Source organism: Austwickia chelonae NBRC 105200, from assembly GCF_000298175.1.
In the GTDB taxonomy this organism is placed as follows: domain Bacteria; phylum Actinomycetota; class Actinomycetes; order Actinomycetales; family Dermatophilaceae; genus Austwickia; species Austwickia chelonae.
Genome location: NZ_BAGZ01000008.1, coordinates 512,085 through 535,184 on the forward strand (window position 1 = coordinate 512,085; position 23,100 = coordinate 535,184).

General features: G+C 67.4%; 24 protein-coding genes. 17 read left to right on the forward strand and 7 right to left on the reverse strand.

All coding sequences use genetic code 11. The features are described from left to right. Nucleotides 1-4 precede the first annotated feature (4 nt). The 5 genes from mshB (at nucleotide 5) to dapC (ending at nucleotide 4,891) form a co-directional block, all read left to right on the forward strand. Nucleotides 5-898 carry an N-acetyl-1-D-myo-inositol-2-amino-2-deoxy-alpha-D-glucopyranoside deacetylase gene (gene mshB, locus AUCHE_RS09000; protein ID WP_006502984.1) on the forward strand — a complete coding sequence of 298 codons (894 nt, stop codon included), beginning with the start codon at nucleotides 5-7 and terminating at the stop codon, nucleotides 896-898. Beyond that, a complete protein-coding gene (locus AUCHE_RS09005) occupies nucleotides 895-1,458 on the forward strand; it encodes a flavin reductase family protein (protein ID WP_245706789.1) in 564 nt (187 codons plus the stop codon). The genes mshB and AUCHE_RS09005 overlap by 4 nt, the downstream gene beginning before the upstream one ends. After that, complete coding sequence (locus tag AUCHE_RS09010) at nucleotides 1,455-3,221, forward strand: VanW family protein (RefSeq protein WP_006502986.1); 1,767 nt, start codon at nucleotides 1,455-1,457, stop codon at nucleotides 3,219-3,221. Before AUCHE_RS09005 ends, AUCHE_RS09010 begins: the two co-directional genes overlap by 4 nt. A gap of 150 nt (nucleotides 3,222-3,371) precedes the next feature. After that, nucleotides 3,372-3,692, forward strand: coding sequence for a ferredoxin (gene fdxA / locus AUCHE_RS09015; RefSeq protein WP_006502987.1), 321 nt, complete (start codon nucleotides 3,372-3,374; stop codon nucleotides 3,690-3,692). Further along, nucleotides 3,689-4,891, forward strand: a complete 1,203-nt coding sequence (gene dapC / locus AUCHE_RS09020) for a succinyldiaminopimelate transaminase (RefSeq protein WP_006502988.1) — start codon at nucleotides 3,689-3,691, stop codon at nucleotides 4,889-4,891. Before fdxA ends, dapC begins: the two co-directional genes overlap by 4 nt. A gap of 30 nt (nucleotides 4,892-4,921) precedes the next feature. Here dapC and AUCHE_RS09025 read toward each other — a convergent pair whose 3' ends face one another. Next, a complete protein-coding gene (locus AUCHE_RS09025) occupies nucleotides 4,922-5,830 on the reverse strand; it encodes a hypothetical protein (protein WP_006502989.1) in 909 nt (302 codons plus the stop codon). Then, nucleotides 5,817-6,755 (reverse strand): 2,3,4,5-tetrahydropyridine-2,6-dicarboxylate N-succinyltransferase, encoded by a 939-nt coding sequence (dapD, locus tag AUCHE_RS09030; protein ID WP_040321862.1) that lies wholly within the window; start codon nucleotides 6,753-6,755, stop codon nucleotides 5,817-5,819. The genes AUCHE_RS09025 and dapD overlap by 14 nt, the downstream gene beginning before the upstream one ends. A 77-nt stretch (nucleotides 6,756-6,832) precedes the next feature. Here dapD and dapE point away from each other — a divergent pair, with 77 nt between their 5' ends. From dapE to AUCHE_RS09065, 7 genes are all read left to right on the forward strand, one after another. After that, nucleotides 6,833-7,945 carry a succinyl-diaminopimelate desuccinylase gene (gene dapE, locus AUCHE_RS09035; RefSeq protein ID WP_006502991.1) on the forward strand — a complete coding sequence of 371 codons (1,113 nt, stop codon included), beginning with the start codon at nucleotides 6,833-6,835 and terminating at the stop codon, nucleotides 7,943-7,945. Nucleotides 7,946-8,146: 201 nt separating this feature from the next. Continuing rightward, entirely contained in the window at nucleotides 8,147-8,710 is a 564-nt protein-coding gene (gene ahpC, locus AUCHE_RS09040) for an alkyl hydroperoxide reductase subunit C (protein WP_006502992.1), read from the forward strand. A 232-nt stretch (nucleotides 8,711-8,942) separates the two neighbouring features. Then, nucleotides 8,943-10,514 carry an alkyl hydroperoxide reductase subunit F gene (gene ahpF / locus AUCHE_RS09045; protein WP_006502993.1) on the forward strand — a complete coding sequence of 524 codons (1,572 nt, stop codon included), beginning with the start codon at nucleotides 8,943-8,945 and terminating at the stop codon, nucleotides 10,512-10,514. Nucleotides 10,515-10,685: 171 nt separating this feature from the next. Further along, the gene (locus AUCHE_RS09050) at nucleotides 10,686-11,588 is read left to right on the forward strand and encodes a LysR substrate-binding domain-containing protein (RefSeq protein ID WP_006502994.1); all 903 of its coding nucleotides are present in this window, start codon (nucleotides 10,686-10,688) and stop codon (nucleotides 11,586-11,588) included. A 69-nt stretch (nucleotides 11,589-11,657) separates the two neighbouring features. Beyond that, a complete protein-coding gene (locus AUCHE_RS09055) occupies nucleotides 11,658-12,410 on the forward strand; it encodes an LOG family protein (RefSeq protein WP_006502995.1) in 753 nt (250 codons plus the stop codon). 87 nt (nucleotides 12,411-12,497) lie between these two features. Continuing rightward, the gene (locus AUCHE_RS09060; RefSeq protein ID WP_143114812.1) at nucleotides 12,498-12,866 is read left to right on the forward strand and encodes a DivIVA domain-containing protein; all 369 of its coding nucleotides are present in this window, start codon (nucleotides 12,498-12,500) and stop codon (nucleotides 12,864-12,866) included. Then, complete coding sequence (locus AUCHE_RS09065; protein WP_006502997.1) at nucleotides 12,863-14,185, forward strand: hypothetical protein; 1,323 nt, start codon at nucleotides 12,863-12,865, stop codon at nucleotides 14,183-14,185. The genes AUCHE_RS09060 and AUCHE_RS09065 overlap by 4 nt, the downstream gene beginning before the upstream one ends. Before the next feature lie 11 nt (nucleotides 14,186-14,196). On the opposite strand, the gene AUCHE_RS09070 is transcribed toward AUCHE_RS09065, so the two are convergent. Continuing rightward, on the reverse strand, nucleotides 14,197-15,003 hold the full coding sequence (locus AUCHE_RS09070; protein ID WP_006502998.1) for an enoyl-CoA hydratase/isomerase family protein: 807 nt from the start codon (nucleotides 15,001-15,003) through the stop codon (nucleotides 14,197-14,199). A 220-nt stretch (nucleotides 15,004-15,223) separates the two neighbouring features. On the opposite strand from AUCHE_RS09070, the gene AUCHE_RS16220 reads away from it, so the two are divergent. Next, nucleotides 15,224-15,400, forward strand: coding sequence for a DUF3117 domain-containing protein (locus AUCHE_RS16220; protein ID WP_006502999.1), 177 nt, complete (start codon nucleotides 15,224-15,226; stop codon nucleotides 15,398-15,400). A 101-nt stretch (nucleotides 15,401-15,501) separates the two neighbouring features. Here the strand turns inward: AUCHE_RS16220 and AUCHE_RS09075 are convergent, their stop codons facing one another. Next, nucleotides 15,502-16,134, reverse strand: a complete 633-nt coding sequence (locus AUCHE_RS09075) for an O-methyltransferase (RefSeq protein ID WP_040322047.1) — start codon at nucleotides 16,132-16,134, stop codon at nucleotides 15,502-15,504. Between the two features lie 259 nt (nucleotides 16,135-16,393). Here AUCHE_RS09075 and sigE point away from each other — a divergent pair, with 259 nt between their 5' ends. Together sigE and AUCHE_RS09085 are read left to right on the forward strand one after the other, a co-directional pair. Beyond that, a complete protein-coding gene (gene sigE, locus AUCHE_RS09080) occupies nucleotides 16,394-17,002 on the forward strand; it encodes an RNA polymerase sigma factor SigE (protein WP_006503001.1) in 609 nt (202 codons plus the stop codon). 101 nt (nucleotides 17,003-17,103) lie between these two features. Further along, nucleotides 17,104-17,481, forward strand: coding sequence for a Sec-independent protein translocase family protein (locus AUCHE_RS09085; protein WP_006503002.1), 378 nt, complete (start codon nucleotides 17,104-17,106; stop codon nucleotides 17,479-17,481). A 71-nt stretch (nucleotides 17,482-17,552) separates the two neighbouring features. Here the strand turns inward: AUCHE_RS09085 and AUCHE_RS09090 are convergent, their stop codons facing one another. From AUCHE_RS09090 to AUCHE_RS09100, 3 genes are read right to left on the reverse strand one after another with little or no spacing between them, the layout of a single operon-like run. Next, the gene (locus AUCHE_RS09090) at nucleotides 17,553-18,677 is read right to left on the reverse strand and encodes an Mrp/NBP35 family ATP-binding protein (RefSeq protein ID WP_040322048.1); all 1,125 of its coding nucleotides are present in this window, start codon (nucleotides 18,675-18,677) and stop codon (nucleotides 17,553-17,555) included. 10 nt (nucleotides 18,678-18,687) lie between these two features. Beyond that, on the reverse strand, nucleotides 18,688-19,389 hold the full coding sequence (locus tag AUCHE_RS09095; protein ID WP_006503004.1) for a DUF1003 domain-containing protein: 702 nt from the start codon (nucleotides 19,387-19,389) through the stop codon (nucleotides 18,688-18,690). Next, on the reverse strand, nucleotides 19,382-20,650 hold the full coding sequence (locus AUCHE_RS09100) for a magnesium transporter MgtE N-terminal domain-containing protein (protein WP_040321863.1): 1,269 nt from the start codon (nucleotides 20,648-20,650) through the stop codon (nucleotides 19,382-19,384). The genes AUCHE_RS09095 and AUCHE_RS09100 overlap by 8 nt, the downstream gene beginning before the upstream one ends. Nucleotides 20,651-20,908: 258 nt before the next feature. On the opposite strand from AUCHE_RS09100, the gene AUCHE_RS09105 reads away from it, so the two are divergent. Beyond that, complete coding sequence (locus tag AUCHE_RS09105; protein WP_006503006.1) at nucleotides 20,909-22,018, forward strand: HpcH/HpaI aldolase/citrate lyase family protein; 1,110 nt, start codon at nucleotides 20,909-20,911, stop codon at nucleotides 22,016-22,018. Nucleotides 22,019-22,023: 5 nt separating this feature from the next. Beyond that, nucleotides 22,024-22,899, forward strand: a complete 876-nt coding sequence (locus tag AUCHE_RS09110) for an HpcH/HpaI aldolase/citrate lyase family protein (RefSeq protein WP_006503007.1) — start codon at nucleotides 22,024-22,026, stop codon at nucleotides 22,897-22,899. The last annotated feature ends 201 nt before the right edge of the window (nucleotides 22,900-23,100 follow it).

The window sequence follows — 23,100 nt, forward strand, 5'->3', positions numbered from 1 at the left end:
GATCATGAGCGAACAGACCCGGCGCACGCTCCTCTTCGTGCACGCCCACCCCGACGACGAGACTCTCGCCACCGGCGTCACCCTGGCCCAACGTGTGATCGACGGCGACGACGTCCATGTCCTCACCTGCACCCTGGGTGACGAGGGCGAGGTGATCCCCCCCGACCTGGCACATCTTGCCGCCGACAAGGAGGGAGGACTCGAAGCCCGTCGGAGGGTCGAGCTACGGGCCGCAATGGACAAACTGGGGGTCATCGAACACGTCCTGGGCGAGTCGGTGCTGGGGCCGGGCCGGGCCAAGTACCGGGATTCGGGGATGGCCGGAAGCGCGTCGATGGAACACCCTCGGGCCTTGTGCCGGGCCCCCCTGCCCGAGGTGTCCGCGGCCGTCGCCGATCATCTACGGGCCCTGCGGCCCCAGGTGGTGGTGACCTATGACCCGCACGGAGGATATTCCCACCCCGACCACGTCCGGGTCTACGAGGCGACCTGCGCCGCCGTGACCACCCTGCCACCGAAGGAACGCCCGGCCTTGTGGGCGGTCGTGGTCCGGCGCAGCCAGGCCAGCGCGGACCGCGCATGGGTGGCGAAGCACACCCCGACGGACGCCGGCCTGGTCGTCCCCGGGGCTCGGGAAGCATTTCCGCCCGGAGTGGTGGACGATGGACTGGTGGCCTGGGACGTACGCGGCAGCACCGAGGCGCTGCGCCGACGCAACGAGGCCCTGCGCTGCCACGAGACACAGATCCGCGTCGGCCAGGGCTGGTACGCCCTGTCGAATGACATCGCTGCCCGGTTGAGCGATATCGAGTCGTTCACCCCGCTGGACGCCGCCACCGGCGCCTTCCTGGCCAGGGCCGGGCTGGACGAGGACGTCGACCCGCGGACGGCGCCATGAACGCCGGTGTCGAGCTGATGGCCGGTCCAGGGAGAGGCGCACAGCCCCCGATCGAGGGCACGACGGGCCCTGCCGGGATCGACCCCGGGCTCTTCCGTCGCGTCTTCGGACGTTTCGCCACCGGCGTCACCGTGATCACCACCCGGTGCGAGGGCCACGAACACGCGATGACGGCGAACTCGGTGACCTCGGTCTCCTTGGAACCTCTGCAGATCTTGGTGTGCATCCATCAGGACGCTCGTTTCCACGACGCACTCCTCGACTCCGGGGCGTGGGGGGTCAGCGTCCTTTCCGAACGTTCGCGCGCGGTGGCCGACTGGCTGGCCACCCCCGGACGCCCGTTGACGGGACAGCTCGACCGGGTAGCCCACCATCCAGGAGAGATCACCGGGGTGCCTTTGCTGACGCAGGCACTGGCCCGGCTGGAATGCCGCACCACCGCCGCTCACCCGGCGGGCGACCACACCATCGTGGTCGGTGAAGTGGTCGGCCTGTCGGCTCCGGACGACCCGGACGGACCGCTCGTCTTCTACCGTGGGGAATACCGGAGCCTCGGATGAGCGGACGTCGACTGAGGTTCCCCTCCCGCGCCACCGCCCGGGGCCCGGTCGCCTTCTTCACCGAACGACGGCTCCGCCCCCGAGGCGACGGCCAGGAGGAACCGGTCGGTCCGTGGATGAGGGTGGTGGCCTGGGTCTCCATCGCCGCCGCAGCCCTGGGTGCCGCGTACGTCCTGCTCGCCTGGTACGCCGGGCGTGATGTCCCCGACCACGTGTCCGCCGGTGGCGTCGAGATCGGCGGATTGGATCCGCAGAGCGCACGTCAACGGATCGAGGCAGCATCCGCCCGGTGGGAACGTAGGCCGTTGAGCGTGCGCCTGGAGGACCGGACCGCGATGCTCGCACCCCGTCCTTCGGGCGTCCGGGTCGACAGCACGGCCACGGTCGCCCAGGTCACCGGCCTGCATCTGAACCCGGCGACCGTGTGGCAGCGCCTACGGGGAGATTTCGATGTCCCCGTGCGTTCCGTCGTCGACCAGGCGGTCCTGCGCACGGCTCTGGCACCGGTCGTCGCCCAGGTGGAACGTCCGGTCAAGGAGGGAACGGTGACCTTCCCCGCCGGGGTGGTCGTCGCGGACCGTCCGGTGACGGGACGGACGGTCGATGTCGCGGCCACGGCGCGCGCGGTGGAGGAGCGGTGGCCGGAGTCCCCTGCGGTGCGTGGGGTGGTGCAGGAGTTGTCGCCGCGGGTGTCGGCGCAGGTGTTCGACCAGGCGGTGGAGTCGGTCGCCCGTAAGGCGGTGGCCGGTCCGGTGGAGGTGGTGGCGGCGGGGGGCGCGGTCACGGTGCAGCCGGCGCAGTTCGCTCCGGCGTTGAGCATGGTCGAGGAGGGGGGTGTGTTGTCCTTGAAGGTGGGGGAGCGGGAGATCCTGGATGTGCTGCGCACGGTGGGGCCTGCCGTGGAGCGTGCTCCGGTGAATGCGACGGTCCGGGTGGAGGGCCTGCGCCCGGTGGTCGTGCAGGAGCGGGCGGGTTCGCAGCTCGAGGGTGCTTCTGCGGTGACGGAGGTGACGAAGGCGTTGACGGGTACTCCGCGTCGGGCCGAGGTGAAGTCGGTGCCGGTGGCGCCGACCCTGACTGCGGCGGAGGTCTCCGGTTATCGGATTTCCTCGGAGGTCGGCCGGGCGTCGGTGCGTTTCTCGGCGGATACGGAGAGCGGGAAGTTGGCCAATGCCGCTCAGGCGGTGAAGTCGTTGGACGGGGTGTTGGTGGGGCCGGGGAAGTCGTTCTCGTTCAATGCGACGGTGGGGGCGCGGACGGCAGATCGGGGTTTCGTGGCGACGTCGGGTGTTCTGCCTGGGGTCGGCAGGCAGGACGACGGCGGGGTGGGCCAGGTGGCGTCGGCGGTCTACGAGGCGGCTTTCCGGGCGGGGCTGGTGATGGGCCCGAGGACGGCGTTCTCCTCCTATGTGCCGGGGTTGTCGGCGGGCCTGGACGCCAGGGTGGGTCCGGAGGGGCCGGACGTCTCCTTCTCGGCGGATGCTGCGGGCGGGGTGTTGGTGACGGCGCGGACGACCGGGACTTCGGTGGACGTTGTCCTGTGGGGTCCGCCGGACACGGGGACGACGGTGACGGCGCTGCGTCCGACGAAGGTGACGCGTCCGGCTGCGGTGCGTGACCGGTCGGCGGGGTGCCGGGCGCGGACCCTGCAACCGGGTTTCGACATCACGGTGCGTCGGGTGTGGACGGTGCAGGGACGTGAGGAGCGTCGTGATGAGATCTTCACCCGGTACGCCCCGGTGCCTGCGGTGACCTGTGGTTGACCGTTCTCGCTGATGGGGGTTTCGCCGGCGGTCTTTGCCGGGGTGTGTCCGCGGTGAGCGGATGTTTCTCCGTGCCGGGCCCGTTCCACATCGGGGCTTGTCGGGGGGATACTGTGTCTGGCGTCATACCAGCTCAGGAGGACCTATCCCATGACGTACGTCATCGCTCAGCCTTGCGTCGACATCAAGGACAAGGCTTGCATCGAGGAATGTCCCGTCGACTGCATCTACGAGGGTGAACGTTCTCTGTACATCCATCCGGACGAGTGTGTCGACTGCGGGGCCTGTGAGCCCGTCTGCCCGACCGAAGCGATCTTCTACGAGGACGACGTCCCGGACGAGTGGGCCGATTACACCGGCGCGAATGCCGAGTTCTTCGATGACCTCGGTAGCCCAGGCGGCGCAGCCAAGCTCGGACAGATCGGTAAGGATCACCCGTTGATCTCGGCTCTGCCCCCTCAGGGCGAGTGAGCTCGGCATCGCAGCGGGCGGGCGGGAACTCCCCGGCGGGTCTCCCGCCCGCTCAGCGTTTCGGTCTGCCTGATTTTCCGTGGGACACGTTGGCGCCGGCCAAGCAGCGGGCTTCGGCGCATCCTGATGGCATCGTGGATCTGTCGATGGGTGCTCCGGTCGATCCCACTCCGGAGGTGATCCGTCGGGCTCTGGCGGAGGCTGCGGATGCGCACGGCTATCCGCAGACGCACGGCACGCCGGCTCTGCGGGCTGCGGTCGTCGAGTGGTTCGAGCGGCGTCGGGGTGTGGCCGGGCTCGATCCGGCAGGTGTCTTGCCGACCATCGGGAGCAAGGAGATGGTGGCCTGGTTGCCGATGCTGCTGGGGCTGGGCCCCGGGGATGCGGTGGCTTTTCCGTCGGTGGCCTATCCGACCTATGACGTGGGTGCACGGTTGGCCGGGGCGAGGCCGCTGCCTTTCGACAAGGTGGCAGAGCTCGGCCCGGCGGAGTCCGCTGATGCGCCGGCTCTGGTCTGGGTGAACAGCCCGGGCAACCCGACCGGGAAGGTTTTGGACGTCGGGGAATTGGCGGAGATCGTGGCCTGGGCTCGTCGTCGGGGCGCGGTCGTGGTCGGTGACGAGTGTTATGCCGAGCTCGACTGGCGTGAGGACGTTCCGGATGCTGTTTCCGGTGTGCGGGGCTCGGTGCCGAGCCTGCTCGATCCTCGGGTGTGCGGTGGCGACCACACCGGGTTGTTGGTGTGCTATTCGCTGAGCAAGCAGAGCAATCTGGGCGGTTATCGGGCTGCTTTCGTCGCTGGTGACCCGGCTCTGGTGGCTAGGTTGTTGGAGGTGCGGCGGCACGCGGGGATGATGATGCCTTCCCCGGTCCAGGAGGCGATGAGGGTCGCTCTGGCCGAGGACGGTCATGTCGCCGAGCAGCGGGAGCGGTATGCGCGGCGTCGTGCTGTGCTGTTGCCGGCTCTTCTCGGTGCGGGTTTCAAGGTCGAGGAGTCGCAGGCAGGTCTTTACCTGTGGTCGACTCGGGATGAGGACTGCTGGGAGACGGTTGATTTCCTGGCCGGGCTGGGCATTCTGGCGGCACCGGGCTCTTTCTACGGTGTGGCGGCTTCCCGGCATGTGCGGATCGCTCTGACGGCGACCGACGAGCGGATCGCGGCTGCGGCTGCACGGCTCGTCGGTTCCGTCAGGTCCTGATCGGCTCCGGGGCCTTTCGAGGATCGGGGTTCACTGCCTGATCATGGTGATCCGGACGGCATTGTCTGCCGCCGGTTCACCGTGATCGGCCCAGGCCGGGGCGTCCGAAGAGGCATCCCGTTTCCAGACCTTTTTGCCCAGTCTGATTTCCGAGACCCCGAATTCGTGTGCTCCGGCCAGCGCCCAGGTGGCTGCGGTACCGGCGGCTCGCGCGGTCCTCGGCTCGATGACCAGCGTGTTGTTCTTGACCTGGGCGCGCAGGCCGGTTTCCCGCAGGAGAAGTTTCTGTACCTCGGCGGCGGATGATCCGGCTTCGGCCTTGCCCAGCGAACAGTTCATGCTGAGCGGTCGGATTCCGGTCAGCGGTGCGGCATAGGCCTCCGCTGGGGTCTCGTGTTGTGCGTAGGCATTGGGAAATCCGCTGAGCTGGACTTTCTGGGCTGCTTTCGTCAGCGGCATCTCCTGCCAGCCGGGCACTTTGACCAGCCCGTCGTAGAACTTGTCGGTGGAGTAGACCGGGTCGCGGATCTGGGCGACGGTTCCCCATCCTTGGCTGGGACGCTGCTGGAAGAGCCCTACCGAGTCGCGGTCGCCGCCGGCGAGATTCCGCAATTTTGATTCCTGCATCGCGGTGGCGATGGCGATGGTGGCGGCTCTGGGCGGCAGCTGGCGGCGGCTGGCGGCGGCGGAGATCGTCGAGGCGTGTCGGACCTGTTCGGTGGACAGGTCGAATTCGGCACCTCGCTGGTTGGTGAAGGTGCAGCGGGGTGGTCCGATGAAGCCGGTGTCCAGGAGATGGTGTACGAAGACCACTCCGGTGGCGCCCAGGACGAGGGCGCCCAATCCTGCGATGAAGCGGTTGCGGCGGGTCCGGTTGGGGGGTCGCTGAGGCTCAGCGACCCCCCAACCGGGGGATCCCCACGAGTCAGTCGTTCGCATGCAGCGCGGAGTTCAGCTGGATGCCGTGACCGTCCCGGGAACGGGCCTCCACGGTGCCGGAGACGGAGTTGCGGATGAACAGAAGGCCGGACTGGCCGGACAGTTCACGGGCCTTGGTGACGCGGCCGTCGGACAGGGTGACCTTGGTGCCTGCGGTGACATAGAGCCCGGCTTCGACGACGCAGTCGTCGCCCAGGGCGATACCCAGCCCGGATTCGGCTCCCAGCAGGCAACGCTTGCCGATCCGGACGCGCTGGGTGCCACCGCCGGAGAGAGTGCCCATGGTGGATGCGCCGCCGCCGATGTCGGAGCCGTCCTCGACGACGACGCCCTGGCTGATGCGGCCTTCGACCATGGAGTGCCCCAGGGTTCCGGCGTTGAAGTTCACGAATCCTTCGTGCATGACGGTGGTGCCCTCGGCGAGGTGCGCGCCCAGGCGGACCCGGTCGGCGTCGGCGATGCGGACCCCGCTGGGCAGTACGTAGTCGACCATGCGGGGGAACTTGTCGACGCCGTGGACGGTGACCGGGCCGTCGGCGCGCAGCCGGGCACGGGTCGTTTCGAAACCTTCGGGGGAGCAGGGCCCCGCGGAGGTCCACACGACGTTGGGGAGTTTCCCGAAGATGCCGTCCAGGTTGATGCTGTTGGGCTCGACGAGGCGGTGCGAGAGCAGATGGAGACGCAGGTAGGCGTCAGGGGTGTCGGCCGGAGGGGCATCCAGGTCGATCCGGGTCTGGACGACGGTGGTGTGGACGCCACGTCGAGGGTCGGTCTTCTCCAGCGCGGCGAGTTCCACGGGCGCAGCATGCGGGCTGTCCGCGGGTGCTTCGCCGATTTCTGGCGCGGGGTACCAGGTGTCGAGGATCGTGCCTGATTCTGTAGTGGTCGCGAGGCCCCAGCCCCACGCGGCGCGCTGCATAGTCATGACGCCCAAGCGTAGAGGAGTTGTCTGCACTTGCGCTGAGGCTGGGTCCGTGCGGGGTGCGGGCTAGGTTGGCCGGTATGACAGATCTGGATCTTGAACTCGACGTGGTGGATCTGACCGCGGCGATCTGCGATATCGCTTCGGTGAGTGGGCAGGAAGGGCCGCTGGCGGATGCGGTGGAGGCCGCATTGCGTCGCTATGACCATCTGGTGGTGACCCGATCGGGGAATGTGGTGGTTGCCCGTACGGAGTCGGGTCGGTCCGAGCGGGTGATCCTGGCAGGTCATCTGGACACTGTTCCGTTGACCGAGCCGCCGAATCTGCCGACCCGGATCGTGGCGGACGCCCAGGGTCTTCCGGAGATGTGGGGGCGCGGGACGGTCGATATGAAGGGCGGGGTGGCGGTTCAGCTGCGGTTGGCGGCTACGCTCGTCGCGCCGAACCGGGATGTCACCTATGTCTTCTACGACTGCGAGGAGGTGGAGTCGGCGCGGAACGGGTTGGGGCGGATGGCGTTGTCTCATCCGGACCTGTTGGCGGCAGATTTCGCGGTGCTCTTGGAGCCGACGTGCGCCGAGGTCGAGGGGGGGTGCAAGGGCACGGTGCGGGTGCGTCTGTCGACTTCGGGGGTGGCGGCTCATTCCGGGAGGCCGTGGACGGGGGAGAACGCGGTCCACAAGCTGGCACCGGCGTTGTCCTTCCTGTCGTCCTATGAGGCCAGGACGGTGGAGGTGGACGGTCTGATCTACCGGGAGGGGCTGTCAGCAGTGGGGATCTCCGGCGGTGCGGGGAACAACGTGGTCCCCGACGAGGCGTCGTTGTTGGTGAACTACCGTTTCGCGCCGGATCTGACGGGCGAGCAGGCGGTGGCTCATCTTCGAGAGTGTTTTCCCGAGTACGCCTTGGAGGTGGTCGACCTGGCGGAGGGTGCTCGGCCCGGGTTGGACCGGCCGGTGGCGCAGGCCTTCGTGGAGGCGTTGGGTGTACGCGTCTCGGCGAAGCAGGGGTGGACGGATGTGGCGCGTTTCTCGGCGTTGGGGGTGCCTGCGGTGAACTTCGGCCCGGGGGATCCGTTGTTGGCCCATAAGGATGATGAGCGAGTTCCTTTGTCGCAGTTGCGATCCGCGGAGGAAGCTTTGGGTCGCTGGTTGGTCGGCGTCGAAACCGACTCGGTTCCGGGAGCCAGCTGACCGTTCGTCGAGCGGTGGGATCTGTGGGGGCATGGATCGGCTGCGGAGGGGCAAGGGCGTGATGTGCAGGGGCGTAGTTCATAGCTTTCCCCTATGGTCGATATCCATACAAACGATCGACGCTGCCTAGCATTTACATTTCTTTCGATATAGGGTTCTTATCGAAAGTTCACCCGAGACCACGAAGGAGCTGCACCACCCATGTCGCTCATGAACACCCAGATCCTGCCGTTCAAGACCACTGCCTACAAGGCCGGTGAATTCGTCGAGGTCTCCGACGCCGACGTCAAGGGCAAGTGGGCCATCTTCTTCTTCTACCCGGCCGACTTCACCTTCGTCTGCCCCACCGAGCTGGGCGACCTCGCCGACCACTACGAGGAGCTGCAGAAGCTCGGCGTCGAGGTCTACTCGGTCTCCACCGACACCCACTTCGTGCACAAGGCGTGGGCCGACACCACCGAGACCATCGGCAAGATCAAGTACTACATGCTCGGTGACGCCAACGGCGAGATCACCAACAACTTCCAGAACATGCGTCCGGGCGCCGGGCTGGCCGACCGCGCCACCTTCCTCGTCGACCCCGAGGGCATCATCCAGTACATCGAGACCACCGCCGAAGGCATCGGCCGCGAGGCCGACGCGCTGATGCGCAAGGTCAAGGCCGCCCAGTACGTCGCGGCGCACCCGGGCGAGGTCTGCCCGGCCAAGTGGAAGGAAGGGGAGACCACCCTCAAGCCCTCCATCGACCTGGTCGGCAAGATCTGACCCAGTCACCTCCCACCGGCCCCCGTGGCCACTGCCGCGGCGAGCGTCCCGACGCAACGCTCGCCGCGGCCGCACCACGCCTCGTCATCCGCCCTGTCGGGCCGGGGAACGCCCCGGACCCTCACGACGACTGACGATCGCACCACCCGATCATCCACCTACCACCGCTGCGGGCACCCGTCGACGGGCGATCAGCCCTGCCCGCACGCCGCCGCCCCGACCGAGGAGAGCCATGCTGGACAAGGACCTGCAGGATCAACTGAAGACCTACCTGGAGATGGTGAAGGACCCCATCGAACTGGTCGCCACGCTCGGTGAAGGCCCCAAATCGGCTGATCTGCGCGCTCTGCTGGAGGAGATCGCCGCGCTCTCCGACAAGGTCACCGCCCGATACGACGGCACCGGCGACCGCCATCCCAGCTTCGACATCGTCCGCGTCGGAACAGACATCAAGGTGACCTTCGCCGGTCTGCCGCTGGGTCATGAATTCACTTCTCTCGTCCTGGCCCTGCTGCACGTCGGTGGGCACACCGTCAAAGAGGACGCGGACACCATCGCCGCGATCCAGTCCCTCGAAGGGACCTACGAGTTCACGACCTACATGTCGCTCGAATGCCAGAACTGCCCGGCTGTCGTCCAAGCCCTGAACGCGATGGCCGTGCTCAACCCCCGTATCCGGCACACCGCCGTCGAAGGCTCCCTCTTCCAGGACGAGGTCACCGAGAAGAACATCCTCGCGGTGCCCGCCATCTACCTCAACGGTGAACTCTTCGGCCAAGGACGCATGGACGCCGCCCAGATCGTGGCCAAGCTCGACTCCGGAGCCACCGAACGCGCCGCCGCCAAGCTCAACGAGAAGGAGCCCTTCGAGGTCCTCGTCGTCGGCGGAGGACCCGCCGGGGCGTCCGCCGCGGTGTACACCGCACGGAAGGGCATCCGCACCGGCCTCGTCGCCGAACGTTTCGGCGGCCAGGTCCTGGACACCATGGCGATCGAGAACTTCGTCTCGGTGCCCTACACCGAAGGGCCGACCTTCGCGGCCAACCTCGAACAGCATGTCACCCAGTACGAGGTCGATCTCGTCAAAGGACCGGTCGCGACGAAACTGATCCCGGCCGCCGAGCTCGGTGGACTGCACACCGTCGAATTCGGCGCGGGAACGTTGAAGGCCAAGACCGTGGTCCTGGCCACCGGGGCCCGCTGGCGTCACATGGGCATCCCCGGCGAGGAGGAGTACCGCAACAAAGGCGTCACCTTCTGCCCGCACTGCGACGGCCCGCTCTTCAAAGGGAAGCGGATCGCCGTCATCGGCGGGGGGAACTCCGGGATCGAGGCCGCCATCGACCTGGCCGGCGTCGTAGGGCATGTCACCGTCATCGAGTTCCTCGACGTCCTCCGCGCGGACGAAGTCCTCGTCGACAAGCTCAAGAGCCTGCCCAATGTCGACATCATCATGAACGCCCGCACGACGGAGGTCCTGGGCGACGGCACCCAGGTCACCGGCCTCACCTACGAGGACCGCATCAGCGGGGAGATCCGCGAACTGGAGCTTCAGGGCATCTTCGTGCAGATCGGGCTGCTGCCCAACACCGAGTGGCTCAAGGGCGCGGTGGAGCTCTCCGAACGGGGCGAGATCGTCACCGACGTGCGCGGAGCCACGGACATCCCCGGAATCTTCGGCGCCGGCGACTGCACCACCGTCCCGTACAAGCAGATCCTCATCGCCGAGGGCACCGGCGCCACCGCAGCGCTGTCCGCCTTCGACCACCTCATCCGCACGAGCGCACCTGCTGCTCACCACTGAGTCCACGCTCACCCGTGCGACGGAGGCCGCCACCGACCACGGCGCCGGAGCACACCGATCCGGCCCGCCCGAGCGGGCCCACCCACCCTGCCGTCCGTCCGTACAGCTTCCAAGGAGATGCTGAAGGGTACGGCCGGACGGCGGGGACGCACTAACTGAGGAGACGGACGAATGAACCTGCGGGACCTGGAGTATTTAGTCGCCTTGGCCGACCACAGGCACTTCGGCCGAGCGGCCGCATCCTGCTTCGTCAGCCAGCCGACCCTGTCCACGCAGATCAAGAAACTGGAATCAGAGCTGGGCACGCCTCTGGTCGAACGAGGAGCACGTAATGTGCTGCTCACCCCGGCCGGGCACGAAGTCGTAGCCCGCGCACGTCATCTGCTCGACGAGGTCGACCAGATCCGCAGGATCGCCCGCGCCGTCGCCGATCCAGAATCCGGCACCCTACGCATCGGTCTCTTCCCCACGATCGCCCCGTACCTCCTACCCCACGTCATCCCAGCTCTGCACGAACGTTTCCCCCGGCTCGACCTGCAACTGGTGGAGGAGAAATCCGGGGAGCTGGTCAACCGGCTGCGGGCAGGTTCCCTCGACGCCGCCGTGCTCGCCCTGCCCTTGCACGAGGAATCCCTGGCCTGGGAGCCTCTCTTCCGCGAGGACTTCCTCCTCGCGGTGCCCTACGGTCACGCCGTGGCCGAATATGCCGAACCGTTGTCACCGGCCGTCCTCGCCGGTCAGGAGCTTCTCCTCCTGGAGGACGGACACTGTCTGCGTGACCAGGCCCTCGACGTCTGTTCCCGATCCGGCGGGCAGGAAAGGGACGGTTTCCGCGCGACCAGTCTGGAGACTCTCCGGCATATGGTCGCCACCGGCGCCGGGATGACCCTGTTGCCGGAGCTGGCGGTCAGCCCGCCGGTCGCCGACCACGCCGGGGTCGTCGTCAAGCGGATGGACTCCCCGGCGCCTCACCGTGACATCGCCCTGGTCCGTCGAGCCAGCCATGTGGACGTGGCGCTGCTCAAAGGGGTCGCCGAAGTGCTGCGGGACTTGCCGTACGTGACCCCGCTGTGAACGAAGCGCTCTGCGGACACGCGGGAGCAGGACCCGCCCAGGCCGGGATGACGTCGATAGCGTGACCGGATGAGCGACGAAGAGGTATATCAACGCGGTTCGGTGATCCTGCGAGGTCATCAGATCCCGGAGGTCACCGCGGATCAGCGGCTGTTGGACTCGACGAACCGGTCCGATTGGTTGCACGCCGATCCCTGGCGGGTATTGCGGATCCAGGCCGAATTCGTCGAAGGTTTCGGCAGCTTGGCCGAACTCGGCGCTGCTGTCAGTGTTTTCGGATCGGCGCGGACCCAGTCTGGAGATCCTGACTATCTCACCGGCGTCGCCTTGGGGAAGGCCTTGGTCGCCGCCGGATATGCCGTCATCACCGGCGGGGGGCCAGGAGCCATGGAAGCCGCGAATGCCGGCGCAGCGCAGGCCGGCGGGATCTCGGTCGGCCTGGGCATCGAGCTGCCCTTCGAGCACGGGTTGAACAGTTTCGTGAACCTCGGCGTGAACTTCCGGTACTTCTTCGCCCGTAAGACGATGTTCGTCAAGTACTCCCAGGGCTTTGTGGTGCTACCAGGGGGGATGGGCACCCTGGACGAACTCTTCGAGGCCGTGACCCTGGTGCAGACCAGGAAAGTGACCTCCTTCCCGATCGTCCTGCTGGGCCGGGACTACTGGGGTGGGATGCTGTCCTGGCTACGGGAGGTCGCCGTCCCGGCCGGGACGATGTCGTCCGGTGACGTCGACCTGCTGCATCTGACCGACGACGTGGACGAAGCGGTGCGGATCATCCGTTCCAGCGGTGAGACCGAACCCCGACGGCATCCTGAGTGAGTCTGCGCCGGAGTCGACGACAGGTGTGTGGACTCCGGTGGGGCGTGCTTTCTCCCAGAATCGCCGCGACATGGCACCATCGAGTGCGTGATGGTGCTCCTCAGCGTTCTCGTCGTGCTGCTCGCCGGTGCTGTCGCCGCACTCGCCGCCGGGCGGATAGGTACCGGGATGAGCGTGGCCGCGGCCGATCCCGTCCGGACCAGCGGACATGATCCTTTCGAAGGGGTCGACACCCTGTACGCCGAGGACCTGGACAGGCTTTTCCTCGATCGTGCACTGCGGGGATACCGGATGGACCAGGTCGATATCGTCCTGGGTCGTCTGGCCACAGAACTGGCTGAACGCGATCGGTTGATCGCCCGCTTGCAGACTCAGATCGAAGAATCCGACAGCGTCGTCTCCGCAGATCCGGTCGAGCCCGGAGCATTGCCCGGTACCAGCGGATCCTCGACGTGACCACGACCGGGAGCCCGGCCCTCCGGTCGGCGGAGGTGCCCGTCCGGTGGCGGAAGTACACGGATCCTTTCGTGCTCACCGTGCTGTCGGTCTATCTCGCGGCTCGGGCCTTCAGCGCGCTCCTGCTGGTCGTCCTGACGCGATATCAGGTGGCGGTGTCCTGGACCGGTCCGGAGGTGAACTACGGGACGATCGTCGGCCTGTGGGACGCCGGTTGGTATCAGGAGATCGCCACGAAGGGCTACCCCGGGACCCTGCCCCGGGATCCGGACACCGGCGAACTCCAACAGAACCCCTGGGCGTTCTATCCGCTGTTCCCGATGATGACCAGGCTGTTGATGGCTGTCACCGGTGCGCCCTTCCCGATCACCGGCGCCGTGCTGGCCTTCGTGCTGGGCGGTGTCGCCGCAGTGGCGATGGCGTTCCTGCTGCGGGACCGGATCGGCAGCGGATCGGCTGTGGCCGCTGTGGCGGTCTGGTCGACCTGTGCTCCTTCACCGGTGCTTCAGGTGGCCTACACCGAGAGCTTGGCGATCCTGTTGTTGGTGCTGGTACTGAGCCATCTGGACCAGGAACGCTGGTGGTGGGCCGCTGGCACGGCCTTCCTGACCGGACTGGCCCGGCCGATCGCGGTCCCGCTGGGCCTGGTCGCAGTGGTCGCCGTCGTGATGCGTTGGCGTGCCCGAAGCGTCCGGCCGATCCCACGCGAGGAGTACATCGGTATGGCCGGGGCGTTGGGCGGCTGCGGGCTGGCCGGATTGACCTGGCCGATGATCGCCTGGTGGGGGACCGGTATCCGGACGGCATACACCGACACGATGGCCACCTGGCGGCAGGGGCAGGACATCGTCCCCCTGCAACCCTGGGTGGGTATCTCCCACTATCTTTTCGGGCAGGCCGGGCCCCTGGCCCTCGCTGCTCTGGTCGTTCTCGTCGTCGGGGTGGCCTCAGGGCCGTGGGCTTCCCGGCTGGGCCCGGTCATGCGGGCCTGGATCCTGGCTTATCCGCTCTATCTGGCGGTCGTCCTGGACCCGGGCACCAGCGTGTTCCGTTATCTGTTGCCTTGTTTTCCCTGGGCGGCGATCGCCGTGGACGCCGCCTGGCGGGGTCGGCGTCGAAGGAGACTCGAGGAGAGGGCCACAGCCGCTGAAGGCCCGGGAACCGCCGGGTACGGGGAATCGATCGTCGAGACGCGGACCCCGAGTCGACTCAGGCTGTGGTCGTTGACCGCCGGGTGGGTCCTCTTCGGGTTGGCCACCCAGTGGTGGTGGCTCTACGAACTGTGGCGCTTCGTCCCGCCCAGCGATTTCCCGCCGTGACCGGGCCTGGGTCAGTGTCCGGTGAACGCCGGTCTCTCCTTGGCCAGGAAGGCGTCCACCGCGGCACGGTGATCTGACGAGCTCCCGGTGGCGCGCATCTGTTCGGCCTCGAAGGCGAGCGAGGCCGCCAGGTCATGACCCTGGGCGAAGGCCAGGGAACGTCGCATGGCGCCGTAGGCGCGGGTGGGTCCTTCGGCCAAGGCGTGAGCGGTCCGGGTCACCTCGGCATCGAATTCCTCCTCGGGGACGACACTCGTCGCCAGACCCAGGGCCAGGCACTCCTCGGCCGGCAGCGTCCGTGGGAAGTACAGCAGTTCGTGGGCCTTGGCGACGCCGACCAGTCGGGGCAGCCAGAAGGAGGTGCCGGAGTCGCAGGAGAGTGCGATCCCGGCGAAGGCCAGGTTCACTCCGGCTCCGGTCGAGAAGATCCTCAGATCGCAGGCCATGACGAAAGCGGCGCCTGCCCCGGCGGCAACACCGTTCACCGCGGCGATCACCGGTTTGTCCATCGTCGCGATCAGCTCGGCGACCGGGTTGTAGTGCGCTGTCACCGTGGCGGCCAGTTCCTCGGAACCGGATGCCAGGCCGACGACATGCTCCTTCAGGTCCTGTCCGACGCAGAAGGCATGACCTGATCCGGTGATCACCACGCAGCGTATGTCCGGATCCTGGGCGACCTGACACAAAATCTTCAGAAGTGATTCCTTTGTCGCCAGATCGATCGCATTCATTGCCTCCGGGCGATTGAAGCGAACTGTGGCAACTCCGTCCTCATAATTCACCGTCACGGCAGGGTTCTGCGGGTTCGCCTTGACCACGGCCAAGCTCCTTCGCTCGGGGAAGCCTCGTCAAACGTCTGGAAACACAGAGGAATTCCGCCCCCGATTTCGCAAGACTGCCGTGACAAGAGATAATGACAAGGACAGGTGTGCGTCATCGGCGTAGGGGCGTCGACCGTGTCGCCTCGAAGGCAGCGTACGGGGTCCACAGCGCCGAGATGCCAGAGCAGCACACCGCAATTCGACGAAAGGGGCAGACATGGCCGCGATGAAGCCGCGCACCGGTGACGGGCCGCTCGAGGTCACCAAGGAGGGGCGCGCGATCATCGTGCGCATGCCGATCGAAGGTGGCGGGCGTTTGGTCGTCGAGATGACCCCCGACGAGGCAGCCGATCTCGGACGCGCTATCCAGGGGTGCGAGAACGTCCCCATGTGACGACCGAAGAGGCACTAAGGCCGAGGAAACCCGGCCTGAGGTGAGCAGTGAGCAGGGGCTACGTCCATCGGACGTGGCCCCGAGGCTTTATTCGACGAAGATCACCGTTTCACCGCGACGAAGAGTCCGTCCCCGACCGGCAAAAGCGTCGGCATCAATCGTTCGTCGTCACGTAAACGTTTTCCCAGATCGCGGACAATGGTCGTCACCTCGTCCCGGTCCGCCGGATCGGCCACCTTGTCATGCCAGAGCATGTTGTCGATGGCCAGTACCCCGCCTTTCCGGAGAATACGAATGGACTGCTCGACATACTCCGGGTAATCCTCTTTCTCCCCGTCGACGTGAACCATGTCATAAGCGCCGTCGGTCAGCCGGGGCAGGACGTCCAGAGCATCCCCGGTGATCACCCGGGTGCGCTGCGGAGGAACCCCGGCCTGCATGAAGGCCTGCTTCGCGGCCCGACCGTGCTCGGCCTCGATGTCGATGGTCGTGAGCACCCCGTCAGCAGGCATCCCCTCCAGGATCCACAGCCCGGACACCCCGGCGCCCGAACCGATCTCCACGATGGCTCGGGCATGACAGGCCGCTGCCAGGAGGCGCAGGGCCGCTCCGGTGCCGGGAAGTACCGGCGGGGCGCCCAGCTGCTCCCCGCGTGCGCGCGCGTGTTCCTGGGCGACGGTCTCGCCGACGAAGTCCTCGCTGTAGGCCCAGGAAGCCACCTTTTGCGCGCTCATGGCGATCAGCCTAGTTGCCTCGGCGCCGTCCACGGTCGCGGTGGCGGCCTCGCGGGCCTCTCATCACGGTGAACAGCTTCCGGACAGGGCCGGGCCGGGCTGTCATGAGCCGGCGTGTCTTTCCTTTTCCGGGCCTCTGAACTGGGGGAGAACATCCTGGCATCGTTCAGCGCTTTCCCAGACAGAGCGGGCACCATGGTCAGCAGACGGCGCCGACGCACCCGGTGGCGCCACCATCCCCGACCCCAAGGATTGACCCGTGAAGGCACCCGTCAATGTCGACTCCGCTGACACCGCGGGGTGGGTCGCGCCGACCTGGGAAGAGGTCGTGCGGGAGCACTCGTCTCGCGTTTACCGTCTTGCATATCGTCTGACCGGCAACCCCCATGATGCCGAGGACCTGACCCACGACGTGTTCGTGCGCGTCTTCCGTTCCTTGGACAGTTACCAGCCCGGCACCTTCGAGGGGTGGCTGCACCGCATCACCACCAATCTCTTCCTGGACCGGATGCGACGCAAACAGCGGATCCGGTTCGACGCTCTCGCGGAGGAGTCGGCGGCCCGGCTGCCCAGCCGTGAAGCCGGGCCCGAACAGCGTTACGAAGAGCGCACCTTCGACGACGACGTGCAGCGGGCCCTGGATGCCATGGCTCCCGAGTTCCGGGCAGCCGTCGTGCTCTGCGACATCGAGGGACTCTCCTACGAGGAGGTCGCGGCGGCCCTGGGGATCAAGCTGGGCACCGTCCGATCCCGGATCCACCGTGGACGTTCCCAGCTGCGTCAGGCGCTGGCCCACCGCGCCCCGACCTCGAAGCGCTCCCGGGCGACCCGGGTGCCGATGCTGCGATCCGCACCCAGCCCGGCCTGATCCGCCCGCGCCGATGTCCGGCTCTCCCGGGAGCCGGGTTCATGGCAGGATGAGTGCGGCTACCAGCACAGGGGCCGGTTCGGACGACGAGGAGGCCTGCGGTGTTATTGGACATCAACGGCTGGGAGTTCATCTTCATCGTCGTCCTCGCCCTGGTGTTGATCGGGCCGGAGCGTCTTCCTGAGTACGCTTCCCGGCTGCGGGACTTCGTCCAGGGGATGAAGAAGACCGCTGAAGGCGCGAAGCAGCAGCTGCGCGAGCAGGTCGGTCCGGAATTCGACGCGGTGGACTGGAAGGCCTACGACCCCCGCCAGTACGATCCGCGCAAGATCGTGCGGGAAGCTCTCCTGGAGGAACCCGGACGTACACCGACTGTCGCAGCGGAGACCGTTACCGCCCCGGTTGCCGCAGCGATGGCGTATCCGTCCGTCGTCTACGACCCGACATCGCCCACCCCGTACGACGACGAGGCCACCTGAGCCGAAACACCGTTGAGGGCCCCGACCGATCATCGGTCGGGGCCCTCAACGGTGTACTCGGGGGAGGACGGTCAGAAGGTCACTCCCAGGCGACGCCCAGCCAGCCCACGGCCTCGCGAGGCCAGCTGACGGGCCACATCGCGCAGCGCCGCACCTGCCGGTGAATTCTCCGGGTCGAGCACCGCGGGGACACCGGCGTCGGCGCCTTCGCGCAGGGTCGGGTCGAGGGGCACCTGGCCCAGCAGGGGAACAGCGGTGCCGGAGACGGCGCTCAACGAATCGGCCACGGTCTGCCCCCCGCCGGAGCCGAAGATCTCCTGACGGGAGCCGTCGGGCATCTCCAGCCAGGACATGTTCTCGATCACGCCGACCAGTCGTTGATGCGTCTGGGTGGAGATCGAACCGGCCCGTTCGGCGACCTCGGCAGCCGCCTGCTGAGGCGTGGTCACCACGATGATCTCCGACCCCGGGATGAGCTGGGCGATCGAGATGGCTACGTCGCCGGTGCCCGGGGGGAGATCCAGCAGGAGGATGTCCAGGTCACCCCAGTAGACATCGGCGAGGAACTGTTGCAGGGCGCGGTGCAGCATCGGCCCGCGCCAGACGACCGGCTGGTTGTCCGGGACGAACATGCCCACGGAGATGACCTTCACCCCGTGCGCCTTCGGCGGCATGATCATGTTCTCGACCTGGGCCGGCTGCTGGTCGACCCCCAGCATGCGGGGGATGGAGAAACCGTAGATGTCGGCGTCGACGACCCCTACCTTCAGTCCTTCGGCGGCCAAGGCCGCGGCCAGGTTCGCGGTGATCGAGGACTTCCCGACCCCACCCTTCCCGGAGGCGATGGCGTAGACACGGGTGAGCGAGTCGGCTCGGGCGAAACGGATCTCCCGCTCAGCCGCACCGCCGCGTAAGGACTTACGCAGGTTCGTGCGTTGTTCCTCGGTCATCACACCCAGGACGACCTCGACCTCGGTCACGCCCTCGACGGCTTTCAGGGCCGCGGTGACATCCGCTGTGATCTTGTCGCGCAGGGGACATCCGGCGACGGTCAGGAGCACCTCGACCCGGACGGAACCGTCGTCGTCGGCGCTGAGGGATTGCACCATCTCCAGCTCGGTGATGGGTCGGTGGATCTCGGGATCCTCGACCGTGGCCAGAGCTGCGAGAAGAGCTTCATGGGACGGGGCTGACATGTCGCCCACCTTATCGGCCATCAGGGGTGTCCTCCTGCCCGGCCCGACGCTCTCCGGCCAGGAGTGCCCGCGCCTGATCGGCCATCGGGTCGTGTTCCGTGGGACGCGTGGCGGACAACGCCTTGCGTCGCTGTTTCTCCCTGGTCGAGGACTTCATCTGGCGTGTCCTGCGGGGAACCGCGGGCGCCGGCGGGGGCACCGGTTCCGGACGGGTCGTCGGCGGTTGCTCCTTGAGTTCTTCGAGGAGATCACGCAACTCCGAACGGAGGTAGTCGCGGGTGACGATCTCCCGCATCGCGATACGCAGCGCGGCGACTTCTCGGGTCAGATATTCGGTGTCGGCGAGATTGCGTTCGTCGCGGGCCCTGTCCTGCTCCAGAGCGACCCGGTCGCGGTCGTCCTGCCGGTTCTGGGCCAGCAGGATCAGCGGGGCGGCATAGGACGCCTGGGTGGAGAAGAAGAGGTTCAACAGGATGAAGGGATAGGGGTCGAACTGCAGGCCGAAGATACCGACCAGGTTGAAGGTCACCCAGGCGATCACGAAGATCGTCATCCACACCAGGAAACGGGCGGTGCCCATGAACCGGGCGAACTTCTCGGCGAAGACCCCGAACCGGTCGCTGTCCAAGGAGAGCCGCGGCCAGGGGAAGGAACGGGAACCGACCTCGCGGGGCTGGTCGAGCCGGTAGGGGTCGCGGCGGGTCTCAGTCATCGGTCACCTCGTGGCGTTCCTCGCGCCAGTCATCCGGCAACAGATGATCCAGCAGGTCGTCGACGGTCACCGCGCCGAGGAGATGGCCTTCCTCGTCCACCACGGGGACCGACACATTGTTGTACGTCGCCATCTCACGGGTGATCGTGCCGATGGAGGCGTCCGGGCGGATCGGTTCGACACTCTTGTCGAGGATGGAGCCGACCGCGCCGTGCGGGGGTTCGCGTAACAGACGTTGGATGTGCACCATGCCCAGATATCGACCGGTCGGCGTCTCCAGGGGGGAACGACACACGAAGACGGTGGCGGCCGTGGCCGGGGAGATCTCGGCCCGGCGGACGACGGCCAAGGCTTCGGCGATGGTGGCCTCCGGGGGCAGTACGACCGGCTCGGTGGTCATGAGTCCACCTGCGGTGTCCTCGTCGTACTCCAGGAGTCGACGTAGATCGGCGGCCTCGTCGGGTTCCATCAGCTGGAGATAGCGTTCCTGGGCTTCCGGGGTCAGTTCGGAGAGCAGATCGGCGGCGTCGTCGGGCTGCATCGCCTCCAGGACGTCCGCGGCCCGATCGGACTCCAGTGCGGCCAGGATCTCCACCTGGTCGTCCTCGGGGAGCTCCTCGAGGATGTCGGCGAGTTTCTCGTCGTCGAGCGCGGCAGCGACCTGTACCCGCCGGATCGGTTGCAGGTCGTGGATGAGTTCGGCCAGGTCGGCGGCCTTCAGGTCGTCGTAGTTCTCCAGGAGTTTGTCGGCTCCCTGGGCGGAGTCGACCGTCAACAACCCGACGACGTCCTCGATCGGCACCATCAGGGTCTCTCCGCGGCGTCGGCGCAGACCGAACCGGTGGTATTCCGGCTCGCCCTTGCGGACGAAGGCCTTCACCACGGACCAGTCGCGGGCGCCCTCCCGCTGCACGGCGATGTCTTCGACGATCGCCCGGTAGTCACCCTCGGGGTCGCGCACCGTCACCGCTCGGTCGAAGACCTCGGCCAGGACGAGGGTTTCGTTGGGGCGTTGCTCGAAACGGCGCATGTTGACCAGACCCGTGGTGACCACCTGTCCGCCTTCGACGCTGGTCACCCGGGTCATGGGGACGAAGACCCGGCGACGGCCGGGGACCTCCACGGCCAGGCCGATGACGCGAGGGCGGCGGCGGGCGGGGCTGATGGTGACGACGACGTCCCGGACCCGGCCCACCTGATCACCGAGCGGGTCGAAGACGCTGAGATTGGCCAGGCGGCTTACGAACACACGACTCGTCACGGGATGAGGCTACCGTCCAGGATTGTGAACGGACTGGGAGGAATCGTCCGTTTTCCGCTTTCTCACCGGCTGACCTGCAGGTGAGTGCAGCTCGGCGAAGGAGTCGGGGCATCTGCGGGCCTGGTCTGCGGACAGGCGCCGGGCGGCGTGAAGGCTGTCACAATCCGCAGGCCGGAACGGACGGGTCGGCATTGCTAGCGTCGACACGGACGAGGCCGGGCTCCGGCCGGTCCGAACCCTGCCGTTCAGGAGGTAGCCGTGCGTACCGCCAAGGACTTCTTCGCGCCCCTCGCTGTGGGTGCCCCGGCACCGCTCCGGGAGATCCCGGCACGACCCAGCCGGGCGATCCACTTCTTCGATCCCTCCAACGAGAAGATGGCGGCGAAGATCCCCGGCATGGTCGGCTCCGTCGATGTGCTGTTGGGCAACCTGGAGGATGCGGTCAAGGCCGAGAACAAGGAGAAGGCCCGGGACGGGCTGGTCCGGGTCGCCCGTGGCACCGACTTCGGCGCGACCCAGCTGTGGACCCGGCTCAACGCCCTGGACAGCCCCTGGTTCCTCGACGACATCACGACCCTGGTGGGGCAGATCGGTGACCAGCTCGACGTGGTGATGATCCCCAAGGTGCAGGGCGCCGAGGACATCCACTACGTCGATCGGTTGCTCGCCCAGCTCGAGGCCAAGGCCGGTCTGGAGCGGCCGATCCTGGTCCACGCGATCCTGGAGACGGCCCGCGGCATGGCCAATGTGGAGGAGATCTGCGGGGCCTCCCCGCGCATGCAGGGCATCTCGCTCGGCCCGGCCGATCTCGCGGCCGACCGGCGGATGAAGACCACGCGCGTCGGCGGGGGCCACCCCGGCTATCTGGTACGGGCCGACGCCGCCAAGGGCGCCGACGGTGCCTACGACGTCCAGGGCGAGACCACGCCGCGGGCGACGTACCAGCAAGATCTGTGGCATTACACGATCGCCCGGATGGTCGACGCGTGCGCGATGCACGGCATCTACGCCTACTACGGCCCGTACGGAGACATCACCGATGTCGTCGGCTGCGAGGACCAGTTCCGCAACGCCTTCCTCCTCGGCTGCGTGGGCACCTGGACGCTGCACCCCAAGCAGATCGAGATCGCGCGGCGCGTGTTCAGCCCGGCCGCGGACGAGGTGGAACACGCCTACGAGGTCGTCATCGCGATGGGGGACGGCACCGGCGCGGTGATGGTGGACGGCAAGATGGAGGACGACGCCTCCTGCAAACAGTGCCTCGTGGTGGTCGACCTCGCCGAGCAGCTGGCCCGGATCGACCCGCAACTGCAGGAGACGTACGCCGCGGCCAAGCAGGCCGCCCAGGACAAGACCGCCGGGAAGTGACGACGATGACCGAGGACCAGTTCCGCCCCCGCCGTTCCGTGCTCTACATGCCCGCTTCGAATGCGCGGGCGTTGGAGAAGGCCAAGTCGATCCCCTGCGACGGGGTCATCCTCGACCTGGAGGACGCCGTCGCCCCCGATGCCAAACCTGACGCGAGGGACGCCGCCTGTGCCGCGGTGCGTTCGGGGGAGTACGGCCGACGTGAACTCGTCATCCGGATCAACGGCATGGACACGCCGTGGCATGCCGAGGACATGAGGGCGGCCTGCGAGGCGGGGCCCGACGCGATCGCGGTACCGAAGGTGTCCTCCGCCCAGGAGGTACGCGACCTGGTCGCGGCGATGGAGCAGGCCGGTGCGCCGGCGCACACATCGCTGTGGGCCATGATCGAGACCCCGCGGGCCATGCTCGACGCGGCCGCGATCGCCGGCGCCTCACCGCGGCTCTCCACCCTGGTCATGGGCACCAACGACCTGGTCAAGGAGCTCTACGCCGAGCATGTGCCGGGCCGGGCACCGCTGCAGACCGCCCTGCAGCTCTGCCTGCTCGCCGCTCGCGCCGAGGGGAAGGTCATCCTGGACGGTGTCTTCAACGACGTGAAGAACGCCGAGGGCTTCGAGGCCGAGTGCGCCCAGGGCCGCGAATGGGGATTCGACGGCAAGACACTCATCCACCCCGGACAGGTCGAGCCGGCCAATGCCGCCTTCGCGCCCAGCCCGCAAGCCGTCGAGGAGGCCCGCGGCATCGTGCAGGCCTGGGACGAAGGCCGAGGCTCCGGCGTGGTGACCTACAACGGCCGGATGATCGAGAACCTCCACGTCGAGTCGGCCCGCAGGGCGCTCGCCATGCACGAGGCGATCCGGGCCTTGTCGGACGGTTAGGTCGTCGGCGCGTCGTCTCAGGAGCCGTCCGTCGGGTTCGACGGGCGGCTCCTGTCGTGCCTGGCCGGGGGAGTGCTTGGGGGCAATGGGGGTCCGGGGGCTGAGCACATCGTTTCAACATTTGGAAAAGTTGTTGAAAGCGCAGGTAACTGGGCGTTTTCCCTGATTTGCCTCGACCTGCCCGGCTTCGGCGTGGAGTTC